The 15,164-nt window shown below is 70.7% G+C and carries 11 protein-coding genes; 8 read left to right on the forward strand and 3 right to left on the reverse strand.

Going from position 1 to position 15,164, the window contains the following annotated elements:
• Positions 1–44: 44 nt before the first annotated feature.
• On the reverse strand, positions 45–1,868 hold the full coding sequence (locus PIQ37_RS08705; RefSeq protein WP_342073166.1) for a family 43 glycosylhydrolase: 1,824 nt from the start codon (positions 1,866–1,868) through the stop codon (positions 45–47).
• Between the two features lie 159 nt (positions 1,869–2,027).
• On the opposite strand from PIQ37_RS08705, the gene PIQ37_RS08710 reads away from it, so the two are divergent.
• From PIQ37_RS08710 to PIQ37_RS08735, 6 genes are all read left to right on the forward strand, one after another.
• Complete coding sequence (locus PIQ37_RS08710) at positions 2,028–2,936, forward strand: DUF4424 family protein (protein WP_342073167.1); 909 nt, start codon at positions 2,028–2,030, stop codon at positions 2,934–2,936.
• 158 nt (positions 2,937–3,094) lie between these two features.
• Positions 3,095–4,489 (forward strand): MFS transporter, encoded by a 1,395-nt coding sequence (locus PIQ37_RS08715; protein ID WP_342073168.1) that lies wholly within the window; start codon positions 3,095–3,097, stop codon positions 4,487–4,489.
• Between the two features lie 109 nt (positions 4,490–4,598).
• Positions 4,599–5,414 (forward strand): EcsC family protein, encoded by an 816-nt coding sequence (locus tag PIQ37_RS08720; protein ID WP_342073169.1) that lies wholly within the window; start codon positions 4,599–4,601, stop codon positions 5,412–5,414.
• 104 nt (positions 5,415–5,518) lie between these two features.
• Positions 5,519–6,343 carry an NYN domain-containing protein gene (locus PIQ37_RS08725; RefSeq protein WP_342073170.1) on the forward strand — a complete coding sequence of 275 codons (825 nt, stop codon included), beginning with the start codon at positions 5,519–5,521 and terminating at the stop codon, positions 6,341–6,343.
• A 76-nt stretch (positions 6,344–6,419) separates the two neighbouring features.
• On the forward strand, positions 6,420–7,022 hold the full coding sequence (locus PIQ37_RS08730; RefSeq protein WP_342073171.1) for a DUF938 domain-containing protein: 603 nt from the start codon (positions 6,420–6,422) through the stop codon (positions 7,020–7,022).
• Positions 7,023–7,398: 376 nt separating this feature from the next.
• Positions 7,399–8,181 (forward strand): hypothetical protein, encoded by a 783-nt coding sequence (locus tag PIQ37_RS08735; protein WP_342073172.1) that lies wholly within the window; start codon positions 7,399–7,401, stop codon positions 8,179–8,181.
• 303 nt (positions 8,182–8,484) lie between these two features.
• Here PIQ37_RS08735 and PIQ37_RS08740 read toward each other — a convergent pair whose 3' ends face one another.
• Together PIQ37_RS08740 and PIQ37_RS08745 are read right to left on the reverse strand one after the other, a co-directional pair.
• Positions 8,485–9,129 carry a hypothetical protein gene (locus tag PIQ37_RS08740; RefSeq protein ID WP_342073173.1) on the reverse strand — a complete coding sequence of 215 codons (645 nt, stop codon included), beginning with the start codon at positions 9,127–9,129 and terminating at the stop codon, positions 8,485–8,487.
• Between the two features lie 271 nt (positions 9,130–9,400).
• Entirely contained in the window at positions 9,401–13,123 is a 3,723-nt protein-coding gene (locus tag PIQ37_RS08745; protein ID WP_342073174.1) for an indolepyruvate ferredoxin oxidoreductase family protein, read from the reverse strand.
• A 190-nt stretch (positions 13,124–13,313) separates the two neighbouring features.
• On the opposite strand from PIQ37_RS08745, the gene PIQ37_RS08750 reads away from it, so the two are divergent.
• Positions 13,314–13,925: a tetratricopeptide repeat protein gene (locus PIQ37_RS08750; RefSeq protein ID WP_267101590.1), complete on the forward strand. Its 612-nt coding sequence runs from the start codon at positions 13,314–13,316 to the stop codon at positions 13,923–13,925.
• Between the two features lie 224 nt (positions 13,926–14,149).
• The gene (locus PIQ37_RS08755) at positions 14,150–15,064 is read left to right on the forward strand and encodes an AEC family transporter (protein ID WP_342073175.1); all 915 of its coding nucleotides are present in this window, start codon (positions 14,150–14,152) and stop codon (positions 15,062–15,064) included.
• Positions 15,065–15,164: the final 100 nt, after the last annotated feature.

Raw genomic sequence — 15,164 nt, forward strand, 5'->3', positions numbered from 1 at the left:
CGCGGTCGAGGTGCGGCCAAGCATACGGGAAGGCGGTGATGGCTTCATGGCACGGCGATGGGGGCGCTCAGCGGGGAGACACCGCGCTCGTCGAAGGCTTCGACGGCGAACACGTAGTCCTGGTCGCGGTTCAGCGCCCGGATCTCCAGGTCGGTGCCGCGGTCGGCGAACACCTGGTAGGTGAGGTTGAGGCGGTCGGCACGCAGGCCCCAGCGTACGTTGTAGCCGACGGCGCCGGGCACCGCCTGCCAGTGCACGCGGGCATTGCGGCGGTCGGCATCGCGCTGTGCGACGACGCCGGTCGGTGCCGGCGGCGGGGCGCCGGCGGCGTTGCCGAACACGCGCAGGTCGCTGATCGCCAGATGGGCGGCGCCGACGTGGCCGTGCACGTAGCGGATGTAGCGGGTGCGCACCGGCGCGGGCAGTTGCAGGTAGGCGTTGGGCCGGTCGCGGCGGTCGGCGCCGTCGCCGACCTCGGCCAGCGGCAGCCAGTGGCGGCCGTCGCGCGAGTGCTGCAGCCGGAACGCGGTGTAGATGTCCGGCGCGTCGCCGTAGCGGCCGGCGCGGTAGTCGGCGAAGTTGATCTGCACCGCGCGCACGCTGCGTTCCCCACCCAGGTCGACGGTGAGGGTCTCACCGGGCGCATTGCGTGCGGCCACCCAGTAGCTGCGCGGGTCCTCGTCGGTGGCGCGGTCGGCGGCGAAGCCGTCCAGGGTGGACGAGGCGGTTGCCGGCTTGCGGTAGGACAGCAGCATCCAGCCGGTGAACAGCGTCTCCGGGTCGGCCACCGGGCCGTTCGGCATCCAGTGCGGGAAATCGCCGAAGCGGGTGGACACGCGCATCTGCCCGTCGGCGGCGAACGCGGCGGGGAACAGCACGATGCGCCGTTCGAAGGTCCAGTTGGCGCCGATCCAGGCGGTGCCGCTGTTCCACCAGTTGCCGTGCGCGTCCTGGAAGGTGGAGCCGTGGCCGGCGCCCTGCATGAAGCCTCCGGGCTTGTACGCCACCGGGTTGTACGCAGCATAGACGAACGGGCCGAGCGGGTGCTCGCCGACGTAGACGCCGTTGGCGTAGGCGTTGTACTCGCTGCCCGGCGCGCCGTACTGCAGGTAGTAGCGGCCGCCGGTCTTGGTCAGCCATGCGCCTTCCAGGAAGCTGCCGATCGGGCTGCCGTCGGGGAAGCGGGCACCGCGATGGTCGGGGCCGAAGCGCTCCCAGCCGTGCTGCGCCGGGTCCAGCGCGAGCAGCGGCGTCGGCACGCCGCGGAAGGCGAACCCCTGCGCGCTGCGGTCCATGGCGATGCCGTACAGCGGGTAGCGGTCCGACGAGCCCCAGTACAGGTACCACTGGCCGTCGTCGTCGATGAACAGGTCCGGGTCCCAGGGACCGGGCGGCACGTCGCTGAGCGGCCGGCCCTTCATCTCGGTGCCGATCGGCTGGGCGCGCGGTAGCGTGGGCAGCAGCCGGGTCAGGAAGTCGAGCTTGCCGCTGGCCGGGTCGCGGGTCTGCAGCAGCGGGCGCGGTTCGAAGGCCGACTGCATGATCACCAGGCGGTCGCCGTCGGCCACCACCGCCGGCGCGACGATGCTCTCGAACGGCCAGCGGCTGGGCGTGACGAACTGCCAGTCGAGCAGGTTGCTGGAGCGCCAGTAGCCGTCGGCCAGGGTCTGGAACAGGTAGTAGGCGTCGCCGAAGCGCACGAACACCGGATCGGCGCCGGTGCGATAGGAAATGCCTTCGTTGAGTTGCTCGAAGTTGTAGCGGTAATCCAGGTCGATCGGATTGGCGTAGCTGCGCTGGCCTGGCGCCTGCGCTGCGGCCAGCCCGGCGGACGCCAGCAAGGCCAGCGTTGCGAATGCTCTGAACATGGCGATGGCCTTCCCCCCGTGGCGGCGCCGGCTACCGTAGCAAACGCAATGGCAGGGCGCGATGCGGCAGGCCATGCCGCCGCGGTTACCATGGCGCGCGCCCGTTCGCCGCTGCCGCGCTGCGGCCCGCGGCGCCTTCCCTCGCCGACCGCCGACTCCATGACCGCCAACGTCTCGCCGCGCCGCCTGCTGCCCCTGCTGCTGTCGTCCTTGCTGTTCGCGGCCGCTGTCGCCTTCGCCAACGACAGCAGCATCGGCGACGCCAATGGTTCCATCGAACTGATCCGCCAGCCGGACATCCGCATGAGCAAGGAAGACCTGTTCATCAGCGAGGAGCGGGTGCAGGTGGACTACGTGTTCACCAACACCAGCACGCGCGACCTGCTGGTGCCGATCGCCTTCCCGATGCCGCCGATGTACTTCGGCATGGCCGACCACAGTGCGCTCACCGACTTCAAGCTGTGGGTGGACGGCAAGCCGGTGCGCACCGAGCGCCGGCTGGTGGCGAAGCTGGACGACAGCGACATCTCGCGCGCGTGGGCGGCCAGCGGCTGGACGCCGGACGACCTGGCCGGGTACGTCGAGAGCGGCACCGTCCCGGCCGGCCGCACGCCCTTGCCCGCGCGCTGGTTCGACGCCGACGGGCAGCCGCGCTTCACCCTCAGCGAGTACTTCGTCTGGCAGCAGCGCTTTCCCGCCGGCGGCACGGTGGCGATCCGCCACAGCTACGTGCCCAGCGTCGCCACCGGCGTACCGATGCCGGCCAGCGACCTGATCGGCGAGTACGCCAAAAGTACCTGCCTGGACGCCGCCACGCAGCAGCGCCTGCGTCGCCGCGCCGGCGCCAACGGCCTGCAGTGGAGCAACCTGCGCTATGTGCTGCGCACCGGCGCCAACTGGAAGGGGCCGATCCAGGACTTCCGCCTGACCCTGAAGAAGCGCGCGCCCGGCGACCTGCTCAGCCTGTGCTTCGATGGCGAGCTGCAACGCACCGATGCGCTGACCTTCGAGTTCCGCCAGCGCGACTTCGTGCCCGAGCGCGACCTGGACATCCTGTTCCTGCGCTGACGCGCCGCCGGCGCCCGCAGCGGCCGGCCGTACCGAAGCCGACATCCGGCTGAACGCCGATGCGGCGCGGTCGGCAGTTTCGACCCGACGCGGTGGCGCGCGCGGCGGCGGATCGGGCAGCATGCGGCGGCGCGATCCCTCCCCCAGGACCTGCCCGCATGCGCGATGCCGCCGTTGCCGCTTCCGATCCCGTCGCCCTGGTGGCGGCGCGCCTGGAACGCCTGCCGCCGACCCGGAGCCTGTGGCGCCTGGTCGCGCTGCTGGCGCTGGGCGGCTTCTTCGAACTGTACGACCTGTTCCAGACCGCCTACCTCAGCCCGGGCTTGCTGCGCGACGGCATCTTCGCGGAGGGCGCGGCCGGCGTGTTCGGCATCGCCGACCAGGCCGCGTTCGCCTCGGCGACGTTCCTGGGACTGTTCCTCGGCGCGAGCCTGCTCAGCCCGCTGGTCGATCGTTTCGGGCGCCGCGCGGTGTTCTCCTTCGCGCTGCTCTGGTACTGCGTGGCCACGGTGGCGATGGGCGTGCAGCACAGCGCGCTGGGGGTGATCCTGTGGCGCGGCGTGGTCGGCATCGGCCTGGGTGTGGAACTGGTCACCATCGATACCTATCTGTCGGAAATGGTGCCGCGGCAGATGCGCGGCGCCGCGTTCGCGCTGGCGTTCTGCCTGCAGTTCCTGGCGGTGCCGGCGGTGGCGTTGAGCGCCTGGGCGCTGGTGCCGCACGCGCCGCTGGGCCTGAGCGGTTGGCGTTGGGTGGCGCTGCTCAGCGGCGGCTTCGCGCTGGCGGTGTGGTGGCTGCGCAGCCGTTTGCCGGAGTCGCCACGCTGGCTGGCCACGCAGGGCCGGCATGCCGAGGCCGACGCGGTGCTGCAGCGACTGGAAGCGCGCTGTACCGCCGACCTGGGGCGGCCCTTGCCCGCGCCCGAGCCGATCTCGGCGCCGGCCGTGCCGCCGCCGCAGCTGTCCACGCTGTGGCAACCCCCGTACCGGCGCCGCATGGCGATGCTGGTGAGCTTCCACATCTTCCAGGCGATCGGCTTCTTCGGTTTCGGCAACTGGCTGCCGGCGCTGCTGGCGCGGCAGGGCGCCGACAGCGTGCACGGCCTCGGCTACGCCTTCGCCATCTCCTTGGCCTATCCGCTGGCGCCGCTGCTGCTGATCGGCGTGGCGCAGCGCTGGGAGAACAAGTGGCAGGTGGTCGTGTCGGCGCTGGGCGCGATGCTGTTCGGCCTGCTGTTCGCCTGGCAGAGCCAGCCGCTGCTGCTGATCGCCTGCGGCGCGGCGGTCACCTTCTGCAATGCCTGGATGAGCTTCGCCTACCACGGCTACCAGGCCGAACTGTTTCCCACCGCGCTTCGCGCCCGCGCGGTCGGCTTCTGCTACTCCTTCAGCCGCCTGTCCACCGCCGCCAGCAGCCTGCTGATCGGCATGCTGCTGGACCGCACCGGCCACCGCGGCGTGCTCGGCTGCATCGCCGCCAGCCTGCTGATCGCCGCCGCGGTGGTGGGCCGGTTCGGGCCGAGCACTCACCAGCGCGCGCTGGAGCGGATCTAGACGCGCAGGCGCCGAGTTCCCTGAACGTCCCGCACTGGTCATCGGCCCTCGACACCACGCCGCTGCCGCCCGGTGCATGCTGTCGCCTCCCTCGCCACGAGCTTCGGCCATGACCTCGCTATTGCCCGTCCCCGTGATGGATGCCGCCGACCACCGCGACCTGGCCCAGGCGCGCGCCCTGCTGGAACACCCCGGCCTGGCGGCGAAGATCGCCAATGCGGTGGGCGCGCCGATCGAGGCGCTGATCAACAAGCGCCTGCCGAAGCTGCTGTCCTCGCGCATCGATGCGGTCAGCCAGCGCGCGCTGCGGGTGGCGTTGCGCTCGGCGCTGCTGACCCTGCGGGCGCAGGCGCCGGAACGCGCGCGGCCGCGCCTGCATGGCGCCGCGGTGGCGGCCACCGGTGCGGCCGGCGGCTTCTTCGGCCTGCCCGGGCTGGTTGTGGAACTGCCGCTGACCACGACCCTGATGCTGCGTTCGATCGCCGACATCGCCCGCGCCGAAGGCGAGCGCCTGGACGACCCGACCACCGCGCTGGCCTGCCTGGAGGTGCTGGCGCACGGGGGCCGTAGCCACCGCGACGACGGCAGCGAATCGGGCTACTTCGCGGTGCGCGCGGCGATGGCGCAGCAGCTCAGCGCCGCGGCGCAGTACATCGCCGCGCACGGCCTGGGCAGCAAGGGCGCGCCGGTGCTGGTGTCGCTGCTGTCGCGCATCGCTGCCAAGTTTTCGGTCACGGTCAGCGAGAAGCTGGCGGCGCAGGCGGTGCCACTGGTCGGCGCGGCCAGCGGCGCGCTGCTCAACACGGTGTTCATCTCGCACTTCCAGGCGATGGCGCGCGGCCACTTCATCGTGCGCCGGCTGGAACGCCGCTATGGCGAGGCGGCGGTACGCCAGGCCTACGAGGCCTTGCCGGCAGGGCGATGAACCATGGCGGTCGCCGTGTTGCGCTGGCTGTGGGCGGCGCGCGCTGGCACAGTGGTGGCCGCCGTCACGCTTCTCCCGATCTTTCCTTGCCGCAGGTGCACGCCATGAAAACCCGCCACCGTTCCGACAGCGACGATGACCAGCCGCGACTGGCGGTGCTGATCGACGCCGACAACGCGCAGCCCTCGGTGATCGAAGGCCTGCTCGCCGAGGTCGCCAAGTACGGCCTGGCCAGCGTCAAGCGCATCTATGGCGATTTCACCAGCACGCGCATGACCCAGTGGAAGCAGGCGCTGCTCAAGCACTCGATCAGCCCGGTGCAGCAGTTCGCCTACACCAGCGGCAAGAACGCCACCGACAGCTCGCTGATCATCGACGCGATGGACCTGCTCTACACCGGCCGCTTCGACGGCTTCTGCCTGGTTTCCAGCGACAGCGACTTCACCCGCCTGGCGCAGCGCCTGCGCGAGGAAGGCCCGACCGTGTACGGCTTCGGCGAGCGCAAGACCCCGGACGCGTTCGTGCAGGCCTGCGACAAGTTCATCTACACCGAAGTGCTGCGCAGCGAGGCCAGCGCGGCCGAGCCGGCCAAGCCCGCCGCCGCGGCCGCCAAGCCGGCGGCCAAGGGCCGCAAGAAGCCGGCCGCGACGCCGGCCAAACCGGAGCCGGCGCCGGCTGCGGCCGAAACCAAGCAGGCGCCGCTGACCCTGCTGCGGCAGGCGATCGAGGAGGCTTCGGACGACCAGGGCTGGGCCGGGCTCGGCAGCGTCGGCAGCTATCTGAACAAGGTGCGGCCGGATTTCGATCCGCGCCTGTACGGGCACAAGAAGCTCAGCGACCTGCTGCGCCGGCTGTCGTCGCACTTCGAACTGGAAGAGCGCGGCAACGAGGGCGGCGGCAAGCGCATCTTCGTGCGCTCGCGCGGATGAGCCGTCAGCCACCGCCGGCCGCGCCGTTCCCTGGTGTCGCAGCACTGCCAGACGCACACAGGTTCACCACGACACGATGAGCGATCGACCTTACGCCCCGTCCTGCGACCGCAACCGCGATCCGATCCTGCAGGTGCTGCAGCGGCACTTCGCCGATCGTCGCCAGGTGCTGGAGATCGGCAGCGGCACCGGCCAGCATGCGGTCCACTTCGCCGCGGCGCTGCCGCAGCTGACCTGGCAATGCAGCGAGCGTGCCGAGCACCTGCCCGGCATCGCGCAGTGGCTGGAGGCGGCGGCGCTGCCGAACACGCCGCCGGCGCTGGCGCTGGACGTGCGCGAGGGGCCGTGGCCGCAGGCTGGCTACGATGCGGTGTTCACCTCCAACACCTTGCACATCATGGGCTGGGACGCGGTGCAGGCGTTCTTCGCCGGCGTCGGCCAACTGCTGGCAAACAGCGCCGACGGCATGCTGGTGGTCTACGGCCCCTTCAACTACGACGGCGCCTTCACCAGCGACAGCAATCGCGATTTCGACGCGTGGCTGAAGGCGCGCGACCCGGCCAGCGGCATCCGCGATGCCGAGGCGGTGGACGCGCTGGCCCAGGCGCAGGGCCTGGTGCTGCAGGAAGACGTGGCGATGCCGGCCAACAACCGCTGCCGGGTCTGGCGCCGCGGCTGAGGCAGGAGCGCCACCCGGCGATGCCTTGGCGCCGTGCGGGTGCGCGATCGCGCAGGCGGATGCGCCGTGGGCGCCCAATCTGACTGCGTCAGCCATGTCGTGACTGTGCATGCGCCAGCGACGCGGAGTGGGCGGTCGTACCGAATACGCCGACGTGCTTGATGCAGCACTGTCTTGGCCGGTTCCATGCCTGCGCTGCATGGTGGGCGACGCAGGAGGCGTTGTGTCCAGGTGACGAAGCCGCACTCTCTCCCTCATCACGGGTTCACTGCCGTGCCACGGCGGATTCACCACGCGCTTGCGACTGTGCGCCGACACCCGCCGCCGCCCATGTGCCTGCAGCCGGTGCTTCCTTCCTTCGCCACGGAGCGTTCCCATGGACAACAACGACAAAGCCCGCGATCTCAATCGCGATCCGATTTCCGGCACCCCGGGTTCGCATCCGGTCGGGGTCGGCATTGGCGGTACCGCCGGCGGCGTGGCCGCGGGCGCGCTGGCCGGCACGGTGTTCGGGCCGCTCGGCACCCTGATCGGCGCGGCGGTCGGCGTGGTGGCGGGTGCGGCGGCGGGCAAGGGCGTGGCCGAGCGCATCGATCCCACCGGCGAGGATGCGTACTGGCGCGAGGAATACCGCAACCGCGACTACGCCAAGGCCGATTACGACTACGACCGCGACTACGCCGCGGCCTATGGCCTGGGCCTGCAGGCACGCGAGCAGTATCCCTCGCGCACCTGGGACGAACACGAGCGCGAGCTGTCGCACGACTGGGGCACGCGCCGTGGCGACTCGCGCCTGGAGTGGGGCGAGGCACGGCTGGCCGCGCGCGATTCCTGGGAGCGCGCCGACGCCACCTACCGCACCTACGAGGACAGCGACCGCTACTACGCCGAGCGCTTCGACACCGTGGACTACCGTGGGGCCGACAGCAGCTACGACGACTACCGCCCGGCCTACCGCTACGGCGTGCAGGCGCGCAGCCGCTACCGCGACCGCGTCTGGGACGACCGCCTGGAATCGGATCTGGAAAGCGGCTGGGAGCGCGTCAAGGACCGCTCGCGGCTGAGCTGGGCGCAAGCCAAGGCGGCCGTGCGCGAGGCCTTCGATTCCGATCGCTACGATCGCCCCGGCCACGGCAACCCGCCTGATCCGCGGGTCTGATTCGACGTTCGTTGCGTTGAATGGCACTCGGTCGAGTTGCCACCGGGCACTCGACCGAATCGCATCCTGATACGACACGGCGGCCGCTTGCCTAGGGCCGCTGTGTCGTATGCGGAGTGTACGGAAGCAACCATGTGGGAGGGACTTCAGTCCCGACGCGCGGACCCTTCCGTCATCGACATCAACGCGGTCGACCGGGGTCCATCTGCAGGGTAGTGGCGCGCGGGACGCCGCTGCCACAGGCTGCATCGCCACCGGGTGACATGGCAGGTCGCGGGTGAAGCCGCGCCTGCAGCCCGGCCTCTACGGTCCGTCCGACGACGGCGAACTGGCTGGAGATTGTTGAGCCGTCGGTTGCAACGGATCGTCCGCCTGCGCCTGCGCCTCTGCCTCTTCCTCTGCCCGCGCCTCTGCCTCGGCCTGTGCCTCCGCCTCCGCGTCTTCCTTCAAGGCCGCATCCCACCAGGCCGGCGCCGCCAGCCGTTCTTCTCCATAGCCGTTCATGCAACCTGTTCCTTGCTGCTCCAGGCGCTTGTAGTCCAGGGTGAGACGCTGCACGTCCTGCTGCTCTGGCCACTCGGTGTAGGCGATGTAGCCCTCGTACTGGTTCCCATTGATGCAGGCAATATACGAGTCCGCCTGCAGCCCGACCGCCTGAAAGACCAACACCCGCGCTTCGCCGTTGCGATCCAGGCGGCCATGGAAGACCGTCCATTTGCCCGACGCGCAACTCGCGCCGGAGATCCCCATGTAGCTCAGGCACGGGATCGACCACACGTCCTGCTGGACGCGAATCCTCGCGCCGGAGAGCGGCCGATCGGGTCCCGCCACGACACGGGTCGTGATGAACCGCGGCATGATCCAGGGGCCAGCATGCTCTGCCAGCAGGTAGAACAGCAGCAGGGCGCCCACCAGCGCCACGCATGCGAGTTTGACCAAACGCTTCACGCGATGTTCCTTCTAGGGTGATGCGGCCGTGGATCGCTGGCGATCCACGCAACGTGCGGATGATGCCCAAGGCCGGCCGCCCTGGGCGATGCTGCCGTCCTGCGTGCTGCTGGAGTCGGGTCGCGGCTGCAGCCGCTTCTGCAGCAGATGCATGGACGCCAGGGAACGCGGGAAGACGGCAGGTGCAGCGCCAGCCGCGCCGCGTTCGGTCAGACGCCCTCGGTGCCGCCATTGCGCCGCCGCTGCATGGCGGCAGGCGTTCGCCTCCCGCTCAGGCCGCCTGCACGATATGCAGCGCCTTCGGATTGCGCCAGGTCGCCAGCAGCCGCGCTTCCTGTTGCTTGGCCTCGTGCAGGTGCGCTTCCTTGACGTGGCCGTAGCCGCGGATGTGTTCCGGGATGCTGGCGATCTGCACCGCCAGCGCCAGGTTGTCCGCCTGCAGCCGCTGCAGCAGTTCGTCCACGGTGGCGAGGTAGTCGGCGATCAGTTGCCGTTCGCCGCGGCGCTCGGCGCTGTAGCCGAACACGTCGAGGGCGCCACCGCGCAGGCGGCGCAGCTTGGCCAGCCACTTGAACGCGGTGAACATCCACGGGCCGTATTCGCGCTTGCGCAGCCGGCCTTGCGCGTCCTTCTTCGCCAGCAGCGGCGGCGCCAGGTGGAAGCGCACGCGGTAGTCGCCCTCGAACTGCGCCTGCAACTGCTGCGCGAACGCGCCGCTGGTGTACAGCCGCGCCACCTCGTACTCGTCCTTGTAGGCCATCAGCTTGAACGCGTAGCGCGCCACCGCTTCGGTCAGCGCGGTCGAGGTCGGTGCCACGCGCTGCTCGGCCGCGCGCACGCGCTCCACCAGCGCGGTGTAGCGCGCGGCGTAGGCGGCGTCCTGGTAATCCACCAGGAAGGCGTGGCGGCGCGCGACCAGCTCGGGCAGCGAGCGCGACAGGCGGCTGTCGTCCAGCGGCGCGTGGCCGGCCTCGCCGCTCTCGGCGGCGGCCGGCAGCTCGCGCGCCGGCCGCGGATTGGCGGGATTGCGCGGCGCGGCGCTGGCGCCGGCCTCGTGGCCTTCCCACTCGCCCGGCGGCAGCTGCTGCAGACCCGGCGCCTGGCGTTTGTGCTCGTCCGCGGCCGGATCGGTGAGGCCAGCCGCGCGCCGTACGGCCGGCAGGTCCAGCGCCGCCAGGCGGCCCCATGCGAAGGCCTGCTGGTTCATCGCCACGGCCGCGCCGTTGAGTTCGATCGCGCGCATCAGCGCCGCGTGCGACAGCGGCACCAGGCCCTGCTGCCAGGCATAGCCGAGCATGAACAGGTTGCTGGCGATGGCGTCGCCGAGCAGCGCGGTGGCCAGCTGGGTGGCGTCGAGCAGCAGCGGATCGCGCCCGCCCAGCGCCAGGCGCACGCCGGCAATGATCTCGGCGGCCGGGAACTGCATGTCCGGGTGCGTGGTGAAGGTGCCCGGCATCGCCTCGTAGCTGTTGAGCACCACCTGCGAGCGGTCGCCGCGCACCTTGGACAGCGCCCAGTAGTCGTTGACCACCACCATGTCGCAGCCCAGCACCAGGTCGGCCTCGCCGGCGGCAATGCGCACCGCGTGCAGATCTTCGGGCTGGCGCGCAATGCGGATATGCGTGGTGACCGCGCCGCCCTTCTGCGCCAGGCCGGTCTGGTCGAGCACGCTGGCGCCCTTGCCCTCCAGGTGTCCGGCCATGCCCAGCAGCGCGCCGATGGTGACCACGCCGGTGCCGCCGACACCGGTGATGAGGATGTTCCAGGGCTGGCTCAGGTCGCTGCGGAAGGTCGGCGCCGGCAATTGCTCCAGCAGCGCCGCGGCGTCGGCCTTGCGGCCCTTGCGCGGCTGCCCACCGTGCACGGTGACGAAGCTGGGGCAGAACCCGGACACGCAGGAGTAGTCCTTGTTGCAGCTGGACTGGTCGATCTGGCGTTTGCGTCCGTACTCGGTCTCCTTCGGCAGCACCGATACGCAGAAGCTCTTTTCGCCGCAGTCGCCACAGCCTTCGCAGACCAGCGAGTTGACCAGCACGCGCTTGGGCGGATCGGGCAGCTTGCCGCGCTTGCGCCGGCGCCGCTTCTCGGTGGCGCAGGTCTGGTCGTAGATCAGCACGCTGGTGCCCTTGACCTCGCGCAGGTGCCGCTGCACCGCGTCCAGCTCGCTGCGGTCGTGGAACTCCACGTCGCTGGGGAACAGCTCGCGGCGCCGCGTCCACTTGCCGATGTCGTCGCTGACCAGGGCGATGGTGTGCACGCCCTCGGCGCGCATCTGCCGGGCGATGTCGGGCACGCTGAGGGTGCCGTCCACCGGCTGTCCGCCGGTCATCGCCACCGCGTCGTTGTAGAGGATCTTGTAGGTGATGTTGACGCCGGCGGCGATCGACTGGCGGATCGCCAGCGAGCCGCTGTGGAAATAGGTGCCGTCGCCCAGGTTCTGGAACACGTGCGGGGTGTCGGTGAACGGTGCCTGCCCGGCCCAGGTGACGCCTTCGCCGCCCATGTGGGTGAAGGTGTCGGTGGCGCGGTCCATCCACGTCACCATGTAGTGGCAGCCGATGCCGCCGAGCGCGCGCGAGCCTTCCGGCACCACCGTGGAGGTGTTGTGCGGGCAGCCGGAGCAGTAGTGCGGCACGCGCGGGAAATTGGCGCGCGGCAGCGCCATCTCGGCTTCCTTGGCCTCCATCCAGCGCAGTCGCTGCTCGATCGAGTCGGTATTCACCGCGGCCGACTGCGGCAGGCGCAGGATGCGCTTGCCGATCACCCCGGCGATGGTGGCCGGGGTCAGTTCGCCGGTGGACGGCAGGATCCATTCGCCGGCCTCGTCGTACTTGCCGACGATGCTCGGGCGCGGGCCGGCGCTGGCCGGCCAGTTGTAGAACTGTTCCTTCATCTGCCGCTCGATGAAGGCCTTCTTCTCCTCCACCACGACGATGTCCTGCAGCCCGCGCGCGAACGCGGCGATGCCCAGCGGCTCCAGCGGCCAGGTCATGCCGACCTTGTACACGCGGATGCCGATGCGCGCGCAGGCGTCCGCGTCCAGGCCCAGGTATTCCAGCGCCTGCAGCACGTCCAGGTAGCTCTTGCCGGTGGTGACGATGCCCAGCCGCGCCTGCGGCGCATCCATCACCGTGCGGTCGATGCCATTGGCACGGGCGAAGGCCTGCGCTGCGCGCACCGCGTAGCGATGCAGGCGCATTTCCTGGTCCAGCGGCGGATCCGGCCAGCGGATGTTGAGGCCGCCCGGCGGCAGCTCGAAATCCTCCGGCAGCACGATCTGCCGCGCGAACGGATCCACCTGCACCGAGGCCGAGGACTCCACCGTCTCGGCGATGGTCTTGAAGCCGATCCAGCGCCCGGTGTAGCGGCTCATCGCCCAGCCGAGCAGGCCCATGTCGAGGATGTCCTGCACCCCGGCCGGATTGAGCACCGGCATCATCGCGCTGACGAACTCGTCCTCCGAGCCGTGCGGCAGGGTCGAGCTGCGGCACGCGTGGTCGTCGGCGGCCAGCGCCAGCACGCCGCCATGGCGCGAGGTGCCGGCGGCGTTGCCGTGCTTGAACACGTCGCCGCAGCGATCCACGCCCGGGCCCTTGCCGTACCACATGGCGTACACGCCATCCACGCGCGCGCCGGGGAACAGGTTGGTCTGCTGCGTGCCCCACACCATGGTCGCGCCCAGGTCCTCGTTGAGCCCGGGCTTGAACACCACGTTGGCCGCGTCCAGATGCTTGCGCGCGCGCCACAGTTCCAGGTCGAAACCGCCCAGCGGGCTGCCGCGGTAGCCGCTGACGAAGCCACCGGTGTTCAGCCCGGCGGCGCGGTCGCGCAGTTGCTGCATCAATGGCAGCCGCACCAGCGCCTGCACCCCGGACAGATAGATGCGGCCATCGGTGCGGGTGTACTTGTCTTCCAGCGTATAGCGGGTATCCACGCCGTCGGTGGCCGCTGCGGCGAGGGAGGACGACGGACGCGGATCGGCGATGCGGTTCATGGCTTGCCCGGAAATGGAAGGCTGGCGGGCGCGCAGCGCCTGCCGCGCGCGATCGCCCCGATTGTATCAGCGGCGATTTTTGCGCCCGTTCTCGTCCACGCCGGCCCTGGCGGGGTAGGATGGGACCTGGGTGAGGGGATCACTCCAGGGGATTGCAGCAGTGAAGGCATACACATACGCAGTGGCCGCGATGCTGGCCTGCATCGGCCTGGCCACCGCGGCCAGCGTGCGGGCGCAGGCATTGCCGGCACCGAAAGAGTTCTACTTCGACGAAGACCGCGGCACCACCCGTCCGGTCACCGCCATCGCCGGCAGCGGCGAGGCCCTGGTGGATCGCCTGGCCAGTACCGTGCAGCGCGATCCCAACGCCAACGAGGCGCGCGCGCAGCTGGCCGGCATCGCCATGGCCGGCGGCCGCCAGGAACTGGGCGAACAGCTGTATCAGGCCGCGTTGCATGCGCTGCCCGCCGGCGTGCAGCGGCGCCAGGTGCAGTGGAACTATGGCTGGGACCTGCTGCGCGCGGGTGATCCGGCGCGCGCGCTGGCGCAGTGGAGCGCACTGGTCAACGGCCGCCCGGCGGCACCGGACTGGCTGCCGCCGACCCTGGCGCTGGCGTTGTGGCGGTTGCAGCGCAAGGACGAGGCCGTGAAGTGGTACGCCGCGGCGGCGCGCACCTGGCCGGACAAGTGGGGCGCCAGTGCCGATTTCGCCGCCTTGCTGCCGGCCTGGCGCGACGACGAGCGCGCGACCCTGGCCGAGGTGCAGGCCGCCTGGAAGGCCGCGCCGCCGGCCTGGCCCTGAGGCACGCGGGTCCAGGAAGCACGACGCGGCCTGCGCAAGCGGCCGGCGCAATCGAGGGTCCGGGTGTAGTCGGTCGCACAGCGCACTGTGTCGTCGCGCCTGCGCGGAGCGCCGGCTCGTGCTGGGCGCAGGCCAGGTGCGGCTTCGGTCGCGCGAAGGCTCGACGGCCTGCGTACGCATGCCATGCGATGATGCCGCGTACCCGCTGATTTCGTGCTGTGCCGATGGCTTTCGATGCGTTTGCCCTGATGTTGGTCATGCTGGCGCTCGGCAAGCTGTTCGCGCGTCAGCGCGTCCTGCCGGCCAACACCACCGAGGTGCTCAACGGGGTGGTGCTGTACCTGTGCCTGCCCGCCTCGGTGCTGATCTACGTGCCGCGCCTGCAGTTCAACCTGGAACTGCTCGGATTGATGCTGACGCCGTGGCTGCTGACCGGCGTGAGCGCGCTGGCGATGCTGGCCTTGCGCCGGCCGTTGCAGCTGCGCCGGGATCAGCAGGCGGTGCTGCTGCTGTGCGTGGCGCTGGGCAATTCCAGCTTCATCGGCTACCCGATGGTGCGCGCGCTGCTCGGCGAGGCGGCCTTGCCGTATGCGGTGGTCTACGACCAGTTCGGCACCTTCGTGCTGCTGTCCAGCTTCGGCCTGTACGTGCTGGCGCGCTACAGCGGCGAGGCGCCGCCATCGCCGCGGCAGACGCTGTTGCGGATGGCGCGGTTCCCGCCGCTGTGGGCGCTGCTGTTCGCGCTGACGTTGATGCCGGCGCAGCCGCCGGCGTGGATCGCCTCCGGCCTGCAGCACCTGGCCGACGCGATGCTGCCGCTGGTGATGCTGGCGGTGGGGTTCTCGATCCAGTTGCGCTTGCCGCGCGAGGAACTGGCGCCGTTGGCCGCCGGCCTGCTGTTGAAGCTGCTGGTGCTGCCGGCCCTGGCCTGGCCGCTGTCGTGGGCGCTGGGCCTGCGCGGGCAGGCGCTGCAGGCCAACGTGCTGGAATCGGCGATGCCGACCATGATCACCGCCGCGCTGCTGGCGATCTCGCATCGCCTGGCGCCGCGCCTGGCCGCGGCCCTGGTCGGCTACGGGATTCTGCTGTCGCTGGTGACCTTGCCGGCCTGGGCGTGGTTGTTGGGGGCGTTGCGGTAGCGGCGATGGCACGTCTCGCCGCAAGGTGTCGGGGCTGAGGGGGCGGTGTCTCGATCGGCATTGCGTGCGTGTCCGTAGCCTCATCCGCCCCTTCGGGGCA

This window comes from Xanthomonas protegens (assembly GCF_038442435.1).
In the GTDB taxonomy this organism is placed as follows: Bacteria; Pseudomonadota; Gammaproteobacteria; order Xanthomonadales; family Xanthomonadaceae; genus Xanthomonas_A; species Xanthomonas_A sontii.